This window comes from Nitrososphaera sp., assembly GCA_039938515.1.
GTDB lineage: Archaea > Thermoproteota > Nitrososphaeria > Nitrososphaerales > Nitrososphaeraceae > Nitrososphaera.
This window is the reverse complement of the sequence record JBDUUL010000024.1, coordinates 143,094-157,391: the sequence shown is the minus strand read 5'-3', so window position 1 is coordinate 157,391 and position 14,298 is coordinate 143,094. Positions and strand designations below refer to the sequence as shown.

14 protein-coding genes and 1 tRNA gene are annotated in these 14,298 nt (G+C 53.9%); 7 read left to right on the top strand and 8 right to left on the bottom strand.

Going from position 1 to position 14,298, the window contains the following annotated elements; translation table 11 throughout:
• Positions 1-10: 10 nt before the first annotated feature.
• Positions 11-2,230, top strand: a complete 2,220-nt coding sequence (locus ABI361_13445; GenBank protein ID MEO9321665.1) for a carboxypeptidase-like regulatory domain-containing protein — start codon at positions 11-13, stop codon at positions 2,228-2,230.
• On the opposite strand, the gene ABI361_13440 is transcribed toward ABI361_13445, so the two are convergent.
• Positions 2,219-2,524 carry a hypothetical protein gene (locus tag ABI361_13440; GenBank protein MEO9321664.1) on the bottom strand — a complete coding sequence of 102 codons (306 nt, stop codon included), beginning with the start codon at positions 2,522-2,524 and terminating at the stop codon, positions 2,219-2,221. The genes ABI361_13445 and ABI361_13440 overlap by 12 nt on opposite strands.
• Before the next feature lie 90 nt (positions 2,525-2,614).
• Here ABI361_13440 and ABI361_13435 point away from each other — a divergent pair, with 90 nt between their 5' ends.
• Entirely contained in the window at positions 2,615-4,183 is a 1,569-nt protein-coding gene (locus ABI361_13435) for an aldehyde dehydrogenase family protein (protein ID MEO9321663.1), read from the top strand.
• An 8-nt stretch (positions 4,184-4,191) separates the two neighbouring features.
• Here the strand turns inward: ABI361_13435 and ABI361_13430 are convergent, their stop codons facing one another.
• Both ABI361_13430 and ABI361_13425 read right to left on the bottom strand, forming a co-directional pair.
• Complete coding sequence (locus ABI361_13430) at positions 4,192-4,629, bottom strand: PadR family transcriptional regulator (protein MEO9321662.1); 438 nt, start codon at positions 4,627-4,629, stop codon at positions 4,192-4,194.
• 68 nt (positions 4,630-4,697) lie between these two features.
• On the bottom strand, positions 4,698-5,627 hold the full coding sequence (locus ABI361_13425) for a proline dehydrogenase family protein (GenBank protein ID MEO9321661.1): 930 nt from the start codon (positions 5,625-5,627) through the stop codon (positions 4,698-4,700).
• 149 nt (positions 5,628-5,776) lie between these two features.
• Here ABI361_13425 and ABI361_13420 point away from each other — a divergent pair, with 149 nt between their 5' ends.
• Positions 5,777-7,942: an ATP-binding protein gene (locus tag ABI361_13420; GenBank protein ID MEO9321660.1), complete on the top strand. Its 2,166-nt coding sequence runs from the start codon at positions 5,777-5,779 to the stop codon at positions 7,940-7,942.
• A gap of 33 nt (positions 7,943-7,975) precedes the next feature.
• On the opposite strand, the gene ABI361_13415 is transcribed toward ABI361_13420, so the two are convergent.
• Positions 7,976-8,830, bottom strand: a complete 855-nt coding sequence (locus ABI361_13415; GenBank protein ID MEO9321659.1) for a cobalamin-dependent protein — start codon at positions 8,828-8,830, stop codon at positions 7,976-7,978.
• 101 nt (positions 8,831-8,931) lie between these two features.
• On the opposite strand from ABI361_13415, the gene ABI361_13410 reads away from it, so the two are divergent.
• Both ABI361_13410 and ABI361_13405 read left to right on the top strand, forming a co-directional pair.
• Positions 8,932-9,396 carry a hypothetical protein gene (locus ABI361_13410; GenBank protein ID MEO9321658.1) on the top strand — a complete coding sequence of 155 codons (465 nt, stop codon included), beginning with the start codon at positions 8,932-8,934 and terminating at the stop codon, positions 9,394-9,396.
• 81 nt (positions 9,397-9,477) lie between these two features.
• Positions 9,478-9,675: a hypothetical protein gene (locus ABI361_13405; protein ID MEO9321657.1), complete on the top strand. Its 198-nt coding sequence runs from the start codon at positions 9,478-9,480 to the stop codon at positions 9,673-9,675.
• A 423-nt stretch (positions 9,676-10,098) separates the two neighbouring features.
• Here the strand turns inward: ABI361_13405 and ABI361_13400 are convergent.
• Positions 10,099-10,214, bottom strand: a tRNA-Asp gene (locus ABI361_13400).
• A 234-nt stretch (positions 10,215-10,448) separates the two neighbouring features.
• Here ABI361_13400 and ABI361_13395 point away from each other — a divergent pair.
• Together ABI361_13395 and ABI361_13390 are read left to right on the top strand one after the other, a co-directional pair.
• Complete coding sequence (locus ABI361_13395) at positions 10,449-11,855, top strand: MFS transporter (protein MEO9321656.1); 1,407 nt, start codon at positions 10,449-10,451, stop codon at positions 11,853-11,855.
• A 31-nt stretch (positions 11,856-11,886) separates the two neighbouring features.
• Entirely contained in the window at positions 11,887-12,273 is a 387-nt protein-coding gene (locus ABI361_13390) for a helix-turn-helix domain-containing protein (protein ID MEO9321655.1), read from the top strand.
• Positions 12,274-12,290: 17 nt separating this feature from the next.
• Here the strand turns inward: ABI361_13390 and ABI361_13385 are convergent, their stop codons facing one another.
• From ABI361_13385 to ABI361_13375, 3 genes are all read right to left on the bottom strand, one after another.
• On the bottom strand, positions 12,291-12,980 hold the full coding sequence (locus ABI361_13385) for a proteasome subunit alpha (protein MEO9321654.1): 690 nt from the start codon (positions 12,978-12,980) through the stop codon (positions 12,291-12,293).
• Positions 12,981-13,583 (bottom strand): proteasome subunit beta, encoded by a 603-nt coding sequence (locus ABI361_13380; protein MEO9321653.1) that lies wholly within the window; start codon positions 13,581-13,583, stop codon positions 12,981-12,983.
• Positions 13,584-13,645: 62 nt separating this feature from the next.
• Positions 13,646-14,185: a VTT domain-containing protein gene (locus tag ABI361_13375; protein MEO9321652.1), complete on the bottom strand. Its 540-nt coding sequence runs from the start codon at positions 14,183-14,185 to the stop codon at positions 13,646-13,648.
• Positions 14,186-14,298: the final 113 nt, after the last annotated feature.

Sequence of the window (14,298 nt, the reverse complement as noted above, 5' to 3'; positions counted from 1 at the left end):
CTGGTTTACTATGCGGCGCGCAGCGGCTGTCCTGACAGCGTTAGCCATTGCCATCCTGGCCCTCACTGGCAGCGCGTCTATGTATTTGATCCCTGCACCGGCGTTTGCGCAGAGCAAAAGCATCCCTGTGAAAAACGCGCTAGTAGTTCTCATTAAGCAGGACAACGTGGCACTCAAATCTATGCTGCAGCAGGCTGGCGCACCGGCTGAGGTCGGCCGGTCAATCAGCCTGGCAGAGGCTCTTCTTTCAAGCAGCGTCCCTCGCGCGTCAACCACAGGCAACGGCACCTTTGCCATCCCAGCGCCGGCCGACATAGGGACTTACGACGTAGCAGTTTCTGCCCCCGGGTACGTCGAGGCCGCAACAGGAATCGCCGGCACTGGAAGCATTGTCAACGTAGGGAGCGGCCTGCAACAGGATGCCAATCTTACAATGGTGGTACAGCCTTCGGCCGTTCTCTCGGGCAGGGTTACGGATTCGTCAGGAAATCCGCTCAGGGGCATCATAGTGTCTGCTGGCGCCGAGCCGGATTCTGCAAACTATGACGTCACCACTGACGATGGCGTGTTTGTCCTGGATACCGGCCTGAGAACTGGCCAATACGTCATTCACGCATTTAGGCCGGACAACAATCTGCCAAGACTCGCCCAAGCGCTTTTCCAGTCTGGCGCGGCGACATACGCGTCGCTTGGAGGCGAGGCGATTGGCGCCTTGAATCAGACCGGCTCGCAGTCAGCGTACAATCCCCTTGGCAATTATTCCCAGGCTGCCAATTCCACCGGTCATGGCTACGTGCCATATCAGCGGACAGTGAATCTCGCGCAGGGCAAGCTGACGACTCTCAACATCCAGCTTGACGACTCGCAGGCAATTTCGGGCACTGTAAGAAGTAAGGGAGACTCTGTGCCACTGCCCGGAATCGGGATTTTTGCATTCAACAGCTCTTCCGGAGCGCTTGCTTCTGCGACTGTTACCGACTCGCTGGGCCACTACAAATTTGACAATGGGCTTGCGCCCGGCTCGTACGTCATCGCCGTTCCTGCACCCGCAAGCAGGTACTATGCACCTGAGAGCATCCCGATCACCCTGCCCTCCATCGACCAATCCCACGTGGACCTTGCGCTGGACTACTCCAAGGAAATCCGTGGCAGGGTAATCGATTCGAGCGGAAAGGGCATAGGAGGCGCAATCGTTGTGGCCGCCTCGCTCGGGGCGGGGACCCTGCAGTCCAGCATGTTGAGCCAGCTTGGCGCCGGCACCTGCATCGCAGTTACCGGGCCGGACGGAGCGTTCCTTATGAATTCCGGAATCGCTCCTGGAAGGTACAGGCTGAGCGCGTATTATGGAGACGCTATTCCTGTGGCAAGCTCGACCATCGTGACTGCGGGCGACTCTTCCGTTCTCTTGCGAATGAGTTATTACGATACGGTTTCGATAGCCGGGACCGTGACAGACTCGTCAGGCCGGCCCATTGCCGGCGCCAAAGTCCTGCCGTCGTTTGCCACTTCAATTCCCGGCTCCGACGGTTTTGCCTCGCTGACCGGCAGGAACGGGACTTTTTCTCTGAAGGTGCCAATCACAGATCCCTCTGCCCGGTCGCTGTTTGACCAGGTGATAGTTTCTGCTCGCGGCTACGGCAGTGCCGTTGCCAACCTGACGGGCACTTTAACAGCATCGGACAATTCTGCCGGAGCGTCATTTTCAAATGTACGAGTTACGCTGTCCTCTCCCTCCGGACCGCAACTTTCAGGCAAGGTCGTTACTCAGGCTTCAGATTCTCCTCCGCTTGCAGCCGCGGTGACAAGAAAAGGCAGTTTTCTTGTAGCTGCGAACGCATCTTTTTCTGAAACCGTAGCTTTCAAAACCAACACCCGCGTCGTGGGTGCGTCGTTTGACCCGCAGGCCAAGTCACTTGCCGTAAACTTTGAGGGCATGCAGGGCCCGGGAGGCAGGACAGAGCTTTCCATACCAAGGAACATCATGGCAGGCCCCTTTGCTGTCGTCCTTGACGGTGTCAGGTTAAGTGCAAGCAACGTCACAACCACCCAGAATGCCACTTTTTCCACAGTGGCCTTTGAACACGATCATGGCCTTTCAAACGCGATCATCGAGCAGGACAACTCACAAAAAATACCGGAATTCCCCATTACAGGGGGGCTGATTGCCACGGTGGCGCTGTTTGCCGCATTGCCGGCAGCAGCCATCTTTAAAAGAAAATCACGGTTTTGAGCATTCGCCGTAGATTTTTGCATCGGGGGTCCGGAAAACAAAGCAGTCTCCGTGGATGCCATTATAGTTGGCGACCGAGTCGGAAGCCTGGCCAGAACCAGGTGGTGCCTGTGGGCCGGGATAGCCGTTCTGGTCTGGTGGGGCGATGCTGCCCTGGGGCTGGAGGCCCCTTGCAGAAGGCGCCGAGTCATTCGTCAGCGCGGCAGCAAGAAAGCTCGTAATCAGAAAGGCCAATGATATTACCACCATGAGAAAGAGCACGAGCCTTGATTTGTTACTGCTTGTGGCGCTCACGCCTTGTAACACTATGCGTATGAACGGCTTTATTCTTTTCGTAGGCGCGAGAAGCAATCTTAAATGCGCCGTACGCACTAGCTTGGTCGTATGTTTGAAAACGAGCATACCCTGCGCACGTTTACTACGGAGAAGGCGGAAGGAGAATTTCACGACAGCTACGAGCGAGCGCTAGAAGCGGTCCGCTCTGAATTTGGAAAAAACTACAGGATGCTGATCGGTGACGAGCATGTAGGCACGTCGCAATCAACTGCTCACACTTCTCCAATCGACACCCGACTCGTGCTCGGACACATACCGAGCGGCACTCGCAGGCATGCAAGGGATGCAATCGCCAAGGCAAAGAAGGCGTTCTTGACATGGAGGCTTGTTGACTACCGCGAGCGGGTCCGGATCTTCAGGGCGGCGGCTGACAGCATGAGTGGCAAAAAGTTTGAGCTTGCAGCCTGGGTCTCTTTTGAGAACGGCAAGAACCGCTACGAGGCAATCGGGGATGTAGACGAGGCGATTGACTTTGTGCGGTATTATGCAGACCAGCTTGAGCAGAACAACGGTTTTGAGTCGGTTACAAAGAGCGCCCAGCCGAATGAAAGGAGCAAGAGCGTCCTAAAGCCGTATGGCGTGTGGGGAGTCATCGCGCCATTTAACTTTCCGGCCGCCATCCTCACGGGAATGGCGACAGCCGCTCTCATTACGGGAAACACCGCCGTCATCAAGCCCTCCAGCGACGCGCCCATTATTGCGCACAAGATAGCCGAAATTCTGGTCCAGTCGGGACTTCCTGCAGGCGTCATAAACGTAGTTTTCGGATCCGGCTCCACGGTTGGAAAGGAGCTTGTCGCAAGCAAGGACGTCTCTGGCATCGTGTTTACCGGATCCCGTCAAGTCGGGTACTCGATGGACCGGGAATTCAGCTCAGCACGCCCAAGGCCGCTCATAGCAGAGCTTGGGGGGAAAAACCCTGCCATCGTTTGCGAGAGCGCGGACATTGACAGGGCAGTAAACGGAGTCCTCAAGGCGGCATTTGGATACTCTGGCCAGAAATGCAGCGCCTGCTCGCGCGTATACGTTCAGAAAAAGGTGAAGGAGCAGTTTCTCTCAAGACTGGTCGAAAGGACGCGCAAGTTGCCAGTGGGAAATCCACTGGAACAGAACACGTTCGTCGGCCCGCTTGTAAACCAGAACGCCTATCGAAACTTCCAAAAGTATTCAAAGTTGGCGGCAAGGGACGGCAAGGTTCTAGCAGGGGGGTCAGTCAGAAAGGAGGGAGACCTCAAGCACGGCTACTATGTCGAGCCTACCATTGTTGCGGGGCTACCAAAAAAACACCGGCTGTTCAGGGAGGAGCTGTTTGTCCCGATACTCTGCGTGGCAGACTTTGACAAGTTTGACGAGGCAATCCAGCTAGCAAACGAGTCGGACTATGGGCTGACCGCCGGGATCTTTAGCCAGAGCGACAGCGAAGTCAAGAAATTCCTTGATTACATCGAGGCAGGGGTCGTGTACGTAAACAGAGAGGCAAGCGCAACCACCGGAGCCATGGTAGGCTGCCAGCCGTTTGGCGGCTGGAAGGATTCCGGGACCACCGGCAGGGGCACAGGCGGCGGCCACTATCTGACCCAGTTCCTTCGGGAGCAGAGCCAGACAGTGGCGGCTTGACGCTGAAATTATTTGTCCTCTGCCGAGAGCGCAGAGAGCCTCTGGGCGACTGACTTTATCTTGGCCCTGTGCTGGTTCAGCCTTGCCTTGTCAGACCTGTCCAGGTCCTCAAAGTATGAGGCATACCCGCCTATTTCATCAAGCATTTCCTCAATAGTCTGAGGTCTGCCCTGGTGCATTCCACCATGGGATGACCAGCCCATTTCCTCCTTTGCCCGCTGAGAAAGCTCGTACTTGCCGGCGGCGTTCTTTGTGACGAGACCTTCCTGTGTCATTGCCTCAAGCAGCGGATAGATGGAACCCGGCGAAGGCCTCCACCAGCCCCTAGTGACAGCTTCAATTTCGTCCATTATTTCCGCACCGTTCTTCGGCGACCTCTCGAGCGCCGAGAGAACCATGATTCTCAGGCCCCTCCTCCTTCGAACTTCCCATCCAAATCCCCACATATCGGTTATTCGATATCGGTAATCCGATATCGAAATTTAAGCCTTTCTTCTGTAATGCGAATTGTCAATCACACAAGGGATCTTGCGAGCAGCAATACGTTGCGCTTTCTTTCCCGGAGCCGTCTTACTGAATACGGCAGCCACTGGTTTCCGTACGGGATGTACTCCGAGACCCGAAAACCGCGCTCCACAAGGCCGGGTTTCAGGTCATCACGGATGCCCATGAGCATCTGAAATTCGAATGAATCTTTTGAGGTCTCATGCCGGCCTGCAAGCTGTATAGCTTCTTCAATCAGCTTTGAATCGTGGGTGGCAATTGCAAACCTGCCTCCATTCTCAAACAGCATGCCCATCAGCCTTGAATATGCCAGGTCGACGTCGGACCTTGAAGAAAACGCCATGCTGGCCGGTTCTTGATAAGCGCCCTTCACCAGCCGTACAACTGAATTGCGCTCGAGCAGGAATTCCAGGTCGCCCTGGCTCCTGCGAAGGTAGGCCTGAACTGCCAGTCCTACCCTGCCCTGATTCTTGCCGGCAAGCGCGGAGTACATCTTGATGGTGTTCTCTACATAGTTTGCCGACTCTATGTCAAGCCAGAGGAACTGCCCGAGTGACGATGCCTTTTGCGCCAGACGCTCGGCATTTTGAAGGCACAGGTCATAGCCGATTGCAAGCCCTAGCTGCGTCGGCTTTGCCGAAACGCATCCAAGCAAGCTTTCGCTGCTAATCGCACTGATAAGCGAGAGGTACTCCTGCACGGTCTGCTCGACAAGCTGCTCACTGACCGTGTCCTCCCCTAGATAATTCAGTATGGCGTTCATCCCCCTTGAGTTTGACTGGCGGGCGCTTGCGATGGCGTCGTTCTGGGCATTGCCCGCGACCCATCTCTTTGCGACCCTGAAGAGCAATTTTTCTAGGACGCCCGAGTCGTAACTGTGCGAGTGGAGGTTCGGCGTGCCAAGAGTCTTGCCAGGCAGGTCAGTTGAACGCGCAGCCAATCAGCAATGCACCGTATCATAATTGCCCGTTCGCCGATATATCGTTTGGCAGTTTGCCACATAAAACCACAAGCGGAGACTAATTTTCTAGAAGATTATCCCCTTTTATGTTAAATACACGTCATATTACATCAAGTTCTAACCCTAAATTGACCGGCGCAATGCTAGCTGAGGGGCGGGAAGACACACTTGTTCTTCAGGGAGAACAAAACGCCCTGGATGCGATTACGCATTTTTTCTCCCGAGTCAGCAAGACCTCGAGGCTGATGATAGACTCTGCAGGGGTATCTTCGATAATCCTCGTTGACGATTACAATGCAATTCTCAAAGACCTTGTGCGCCGCGGGGTGAGGAGGCTCTGCCTTACAGAGATAACGACGGAAAACGTCAGGCATTGCAAGGAGCTGTCAAAGGTATTAGAGCTTAGGCATCTGGAAGGAATCAGGGGCAACTTTGCGGTCAGCGAGACAGAATACCTTGCATCAGCGAAAGTGAGTCAGACGGTGCCCACTACCCAGGTCATCTATAGCAACGCGGCGACCATAGTGGAACAGCACCAGTCGCTATTTGAGATGCTGTGGAGTAAAGCAGTCCCGGCGAAAGTGCGGATAGCTGAAATCGAGTCGGGAACCACCGCTCCATCCACTTTCACGCTGTCCGACCCTTCTGACATTGCGGCGAGAACCCGCCACGTTACGGAGAGGTCAAAGTGGCTCAACATATGCTCCACTTTTGACGGCATGAGGATGTTTCGAAGAATCGCACTTGATTCCATTCGGCTTGTTTTGGACGAGCAAAAGAACGGCATGCACACGGGAATCAGGTGGATCGGCACAATTGAAGAGTGCGACATTGAAGTCGTCGACGAGTTTGTGAAACTAGGTGTCGAGGTCAGGCACATAAAGTCGACCCCACTCAACTTTAGCGTTACAGACAAGGACTGCAGCATTACGGTTTCAAAGCTGGATCCTGGTCAGGGTAACCCGAGCGTCCTTGCAAGCAACGACGCGCAGTATGTCACCCACTTTAACGCACTTTTCGAAGAGCTGTGGATACAGGGCGTCGACGCCGCCGACCGCATAAGTGAAATCAGAGACTCCATAAAGCCAAAAAGAACCGAGATAATCAACCGGTCGAGCATAATCCGGAGGACACTCCTTGAGCTCATTGCAAACGCAAAACACGAGATCCTCTTCATGCTGCCGACAGAGCGCTCATACAAGAGGGAGGAAAAGATGGGCGCGATTGACATCCTGAAAAGAGCGGCTCACGAGCGGGCTGTGTCTGTAAGAATACTGACGCCGTTCGACGCGTCGCCTTTCCTGAAGACGCAAAACAAGCGGAGCAGGGGTAACGAAGACGCCGCAGCGGGGCGGACCGACACTAAATTGCAGGTAAAGCAGGTCGAGCAGGCATCGGAATTTGAAACCACGCTTGTGCTGACCGACAGGAAGCAGAGCCTTGTTATCAACCTGAAGAACGATTCAGTGGACGATTTCCTGGAGGCTGTGGGCACGGCAATTTACTCAGACGCCGAACCGATGGTAAAGTCATACGCCTCGTTCTTTGAAGCGCTCTGGCGGGAGTCGGAGCTTTCGGAGGAAGTCCGCAATACCAACGAGCAGCTGGAGGCAAACGACAGGCTGCAAAAAGAGTTTATCAACATCGCGGCTCACGAGCTAAAAACGCCGGTCCAACCCCTGCTGGTGCTCGCGGAACTTCTTGCCCAGGAAGCATCGAGCAATGACGGGGTCAGGGTGAGCAGGTCCGATGTGGAGCTTATCGCTCGAAACGCAGCAAGGCTTGAGCGTCTGACATCTGACATACTCGATGTTTCAAGAATCGAGAGCTCGACTCTTTCTCTGAACAAGACGCAGGTCGACCTAACGGAGATTATATCAAGCGTTATCAAGGACAGCGTAACTCGCAGGCAGGATGCCCGGATTCTTTTCGAGAGCGGGGGCAGGCCGTTAATCGTGGAGGCGGACAGGGATAGAATCATGCAGATCGTATTCAACCTGGTCGACAACGCGGTAAAGTTTACGCGTTCAAATGGAGGCGAAGTCTTTATCCAGCACGAGAAGTCAGGAGGCCAGGCCGTCGTTACGGTGCAGGATACCGGCCCGGGCATTGATCCGGAAATAGAGCCCAGGCTTTTTGAAAAATTTGCGAGCAAGTCGGAAAACGGCACCGGCCTCGGGCTCTACATTTCAAAGAAGATAATCGAGGCGCACGGCGGAAGGATTTGGGCAAAAAATGCTAACGGCGGCGCATACTTTGCGTTCAGCCTGCCTATCAAGAGCGCGGGCAATTAATGGCGTGAAAAATTGGATTCCTATCCTCGGTCATTACCGCGTCAGAGACCTGACCAGCCGCAGGACATCTTCGAGGGAATTTTCTTGCGGACGCAGCACAGTCGCGCTGCCGAAACTGCCCTTGCCAGAAGCAAGGGCCAAACCTCCAACGACAATCTTTGCGCGGGACTTTGATTCTATCCTGCGGACTAGCCGTTCGGCTGCCCTGAGGTTTTCAGGCAGCGTGACAGAGACCATGATAAGGTCAGGCTCCAAATCTCCAATATAGCCGACGACCTGGTCTGCGGGGGCTGACGGAGCAGCGTTGAAGACCCTGTACCCCTTGCTTTTTAGAACAGAACTAATGACCGAGGCGCCCAGGGCGTGCATTTCTCCATCCGGCGAACACATCAGGACCTTTTCAAGATTCTGTTTCTTTGCGATTCTGTCTTCAATGATTGCGACTAGCCCGTACGCGGTGTTGGTACAGACGTGTTCCGTTGCAACGTCAATCTGTTTTGTCTCCCATTTGACTCCGATGTCGTGCATGACCGGCCTTAGAATTTTATCATAAAAGCCCTCCAGTGAGAGAACATCCTTTGACTCATCGTAAAGCCTGCAGGCACCGTCTACGCTGCCTGATGCCAAAGAGTCGTAAAGCCTGTCACGAAGCCTTTCCACCAGCGCCCTCTTTTTCTTGAGATCCTTCGGGCTGTGCTCGGAGAGAAAAGACAGAATTTTGGGATCCTCGCGATATTGCGGCGGAATATCCTCAAGCTCGACGTCGGCCGAACGGCCAAGATACTTGATAGTCTGCTGCCTGGGTGACTTGGAGGCGGCGTCCCATTCGCTTTTGACCAGATAGGCATAATCTATCCCCTTCACTCTCTTGCTCCTGACGTAAACCATGTAGGCGACATTTCATTCGCTATACCAGTATATATGCACTCGTGCTAACCAGACATAATAGTGACTAACCTATAATAATACTTTGAGATCCTTTTATCCTGATGATAGACGCGCTCGTGATACTTGCCGGTGTTTCGGCAGGCCTTGCCGCAACCGCGGCAATGACCCTTATTGAGATTTACTTCTGGAAGCGCTGGGGTATTGCAGGCGTATTTGAATGGCATGAAAATCAGGTACTGGCCTACAGGTTTTTCAGGCTGGATCCAAACAGGCTTCACTTTGCCGGGATCTTTTTTCTTCACTTTGCAAACGGAGGCCTCGGAGGGCTGGCTTTGCTAATCTCTATCGCCTTTATTCCGCAATTACTTTCGATTCCGATCTTGATTCTGGGAGTGCTTTACGGTCTGTTCTTGTGGACACTTACGCTTGCGCCAATTCACAAGCCCATCACGGGTCTTCACCCCTGGAAACATCCACTTGGTAAAGGGCCTGCACTGGCCAGTATCGGTGGCCATGCAGTATATGGCCTTGTTTTGGGAATCATACTCTTGATTGCAGTTCACTAGATCTTCAAAATGTCCAGCAGGGTTAGCACTAGTTGCAGAGATTAGCCCTAGTTTATATATCATGACGACACCAGTAAAGATATGAATACAAAACTGGTTGCATGGGGTCTGTCGGCCGGCGCCCTAGCAGTGACCGCTGCGGGAGCTTTCGGAGCAGAACCGAGCCTGGCACTCGAAAGCGTAATCCTGGGCGGGGCGGCTCTTGCGACATCGCTTCGCGTGCAGCGTCGCGCGGCACGACAAAAGATCAGAGAAAACGTGCTCGACCAAATGAGGTAGGAGTTCTATTTATTCCACCTCATTTGATTTTTCTTGATTCTCTAGTCCTATTGTGAGTCGCTGGTCAGGCAGTATCAGGATCTGCTGCCGAGCGATACTGTAGAAAAATGATTTTCTCCATAGTCTCGCTCTAGAGAAATTTACACTCAGATAACAAGGTTAATCGAAGCTTAATAGATCAATTCTGCGATTACATTTTCAATGGGCTGCAGTACGAGAATCATACCTTCTTCAAGCAATGCCAGCACTTCAATCCGGAGATTTATCAAGATTCACCAGAATGGTACGTGCAGACAATGCGGCAAGCAGTTTGAAGAGGACGACCCCATCTTGGCTAATGGCAGCGGGCGTAGGCGGTATTACCATCTAGAGTGTGCAAAAAGGTTGAACATCATTTGAAATTTACAACCTGAAAATGGAAAGCGCCCGGGCCGGGATTCGAACCCGGGTCGGAGGAGTGACAGTCCCCCATACTGGACCGGAATGTACGATCCTGGTAGTTATTGTAAAGGCACCAGAAATCTCTATACTACCCGGGCGCGGACATGGGATTTTTTGAAAGAACCAATTAAAGTGTTTTGGTGAGGCGCTATGATTCGAGCAGTATCTGTAGGCTGAGAATGACATGCACGCTTTAACGAAGCCAATTCGAAGAAACGAGGAGACCGAGTATCCCAATCGTCCGCTGCAGAATATGTAGATGTATGTCAGATTTGTATTTCATGATTGTTTTATAGTTGCGTCTATAGAACATTGCTCAAGTAGAATCTTACTTGGCGGTCTCCCCTCTTTCTCTCATACGGCAATCTCCCAGGCAGCACGGCTGGGCCTGGTACCTCATCCCCCTCAATGCCTGTGGCAACGGCTTTGGACTGTACGTCCCTCTTTACCTCCTCCAGCTGGGAGGTTCGGTAATCGAGGTCGCTCTCGCGGCTTTTCTCACCGGCATCGCAAACACGATTGGCTCTTTTGTCTGGGGCAAGCTTATTGACTCATTTGGATGGCGCGCCACCGCAGTCATGATTTCGGCACTCTCCACATTATCTATTTCAATAATCACATATTTCGTGTCGGATATCTCCTCCGTTACTGCCCTGTGGACACTGCTTGGTTTTCTTACTGCTGGCGGCGGGCCGGCCACCAACCTTCTGATAATGCAGAGGTCGAGAAGGGAGGACTGGAGCGACACTTTCAGCTGGACGTCTCTTATCAGCAACGGCGGAATAGTCATCGGGATGGTGGTCGGCTTTTTGTGGCTGGCCTATTCAAACGACGTGCACTCTTATGCGCTGGCATGCAGCCTGATGTCGGCAAGCGCGGCAGCAATCGTCTATCCCGTTTTCAAAAGGGAGAGGGCTGAGCTCAGGCAAAGGGCAGCATCCTCTGCGCAGGCCCGCGCCGGCATGCTGCAGAGCACTCTCAGGAGCATTCGAAACACAGCTCTAACTAGCAGCGCGCTGTTGAGCTCGATTACCTCGGCCTTCTGGAGCTCCGGCAAGGACGCGGCAGGACGCCACAAGCCTTTGCATAACGATTTTCTCTCAAATCCAGTGAACAAGAAGCAGCTTCTTTTCTTTGCCGGCGTCGGCTTCTTTTTTCTTTCAGGCAACCTGTTTTACACCCCGTATACGCCGTACCTGAAAGCAAACGGGATATCCGACTCGCAGGTGTTTCTCGCCTATACCGTCCTCACGGTCTCAAAGGTGCTGTTTCTGCCGTTTAACAGCAGGATAGTAGCGGCCGCGGGAGGCGAGCAAAAGATGGCAAAACTCGCCTATATCCCGCGCACGGCCGGAACCGCGGTCGCGATAGTGGGGGCATTGTTTGCAATCGGAAACCCAAACCTTATTTTTGACCTCACGCTCGTCGCGTTTGTCTCTGTGGACGTCGCGTTTAGCATATGGAGCATCACGACAACGTCCTCGCTGATGCAGATGGTGCCTTCGGGCAAGGCGGGAAAAATATTTGGTATAAACCAGGCAGTAACCGGACTTGGTCTTGTCAGCGGGTCTATCGCCGGCGGTGAGACAGCGTCACAGTTTGGATATCCCGCGACATTCATGCTCGCGATTGCCGCGCTTGCAGTGTCAGTCACCCTGGTCTCGTCCTCTTTCAGGAAGGCCGCCGCACCGCTGCCAAGGCCTGAAATTGCGGCCAAGGAGGTCCGCCGGGCAGGATAATTTATTAGCAAGTAAGGAATACCAACCAGGTATGACTTCAGAACCTTCTGTCGGCGAGAACAAGAACGCTGCGGCCGGCTGCGCTATAGTGGGCGTGTGGGAAGCCCTCGGCCGAAGGTGGTCGCTTCATATCCTAAAGAATCTGAGCACGAGACAGGTGATCCGTTTCAACGAACTGAAAAGGTCGCTTCCGGGAATTAGCAGCACCGTTCTTTCAGAAAGGCTTCTTGAGCTCGAACGGGAGGGCCTTGTCACAAAAAAGATTTACCCGGAGGTCCCGCCTAGGGTCGAGTACAGCATGACGGTTCAGGCGCGCGAACTCGAGGTAATTATCAAGCAGCTTGCGCAGTGGGCAAACAAGTGGAAGAGCCCTGCCCTCAAGGCAACAACTCAGGTGTCCTCAGCCAAGAAAGAATAGGGGAGGGGCCTGCAGCCTCATGACTTTACCAAGGGCTGCTGAACCTTTGAAAACCTGCCGTCCTTTGCGCTGACCACTCCTATGTCTATGACCGGCTTTTCTCCAAGCGCCTGCCCTATCGCCTTGCTGCTCAGTTCTACCGCCTTTTCCACTGACATGTCCTGGCTGTACTCCCGCTGGATCACGTCAAGCGCAGTGTCAGCTGACTGTCCGATTGCAAACCCGGATCCCCTGAAGTAGGTCCCGCTCGGGTCGACCTGGTACAGGTGCACGCCCAGCTGGTCAAATCCCGCGATTATCACCGATGCCGCCTGGGGCCTTACCGCGTAGATGGTATAGTTGTGCAGGAATGTTCCAAGGTGCTTTGCAAGGGTGCCGATATCGGCAGGGCTCTCAAAGCTGAGCCTGTGCTTCTGGGCTTCGAGCCTCAGTTCGTCTATCAGCTGCAGAATGTCTCCGATGTATCCTGATCCGGTAGCGCCGGCATGGCTGTCAATTTGGAATATCTTTTCCGTGGGCTCAACCAGCGGTCGTATCGGCTTGATGTGGCTTGCTATCAGCGCAAACGAAGGGGTCTTGATGCCGATTGTAGTCGATCCCCTACGCACGGCTTCAAGCGCCGAATCTACCAGTACAAGCCTGCCCTCCGGGCCGTAAAAGTACGGGTACCTGTTAGCCCCGTAAGAGCCTCCTGCTGATTCTGACATTTACCTGCGCTCAACCTCCGCGGAGCCGCCTCTCGCAGCGACCGTTACAAGGTTGGGTATGACAAGGACGTCTATCCCGTTACCCGAACCCGGGTCGCGCTCCATCGCAGCCGAGACCGCCCTGACTGCCATCTCCTTTGCCTCATCGTTTGTCATTTCCTTGCGGTAGATGCTCTCAAGCACCCCGTATGCTATCGGCGAGCCGGAGCCGGAAGACGCAAAGTCCTCGCTTGTTACCGCTCCGGACATGTCCGCAGCAAAGATGTGGCCGCCTGTTTCGTCCACCCCCGCCACAAGAAGCTCAACAAAGTACGGCTGGTAGTTCTTGAGTCCCGAGTACGCCAGGTTCGCAATCAGCCGGCCGGATTCCTTGACCGTGAGCGGAAAGCCCCTCCGAAGCTCGGTGAGCTTGCGCTCTGCCTTGGCCACCTTGATCAGGTATTCTGCATCGGATAGCTGTCCAGCGATTGCGATTGCCAGTGTGTCGTCAATTTTGGCTATTTTCTGCGTTATCTTGGATCCAATGAAAAAGCCCTTGCTTGCGCGCTTGTCGGAGCCAAGGACAACGCCCTGTCCGGTTTTTATCCCTACTATCGTAGTCATGTGATCTAGCATACACGTGGCGGGGATTAATTGACCGGTTACCGCGGTACGCGGTCACAGGCTCAGACTTGGCTGAACAGGAGCGGGACGAGGAGCGAACTGAAATAAACTATGGCCAGAACCTTGACTGCCTTGCCAACGCACATGGCAACGGCAAACCGCCCAAACTCGTAGTTCTTTGTGCCAGCAATAATGGGAACGACGTCGCCAAAGACAGGGATCCAGGGCGAGATGAAAATGGCAACCCAGCCGTACTTCTTTAGAAACGCATACGACCTTTCCTCGGTAGAAGCCTTGGGTTTTGCGTGAAAGGCCCGAAAGGCCATGCTGCCGGTACGGCCCAAAAAGTAGGCCAGAAAACCGCCCGCAATGGAACTTATCGCAAGGACTATGAAAATATTCAGCCTGTCCTCGCCGGCCAGAAGGAGCGCAGTCGTGGTAAACTCGGTCGGGATGGGCACGACGGACGAAAACAGGCCGTTTAGAAACAGGCCGAGAAGGCCATACTGCACGAAAAAGGGGTTGTGCACTATTGGCTCGAAAATCGGCCGCAGCATGTCTCCCAGAGAGTAGAGAAGTGAATAACCCGGGAGCGCTGGCAATTACCTTGACTCTGACCGTTCTCTGCCTGACCTATATTTCAGTACATCCCGCCACAAGTTCATTTCATAATGACAATGTTTTTGACGCATGCAGGTTCTTGAACGAGGTCTTG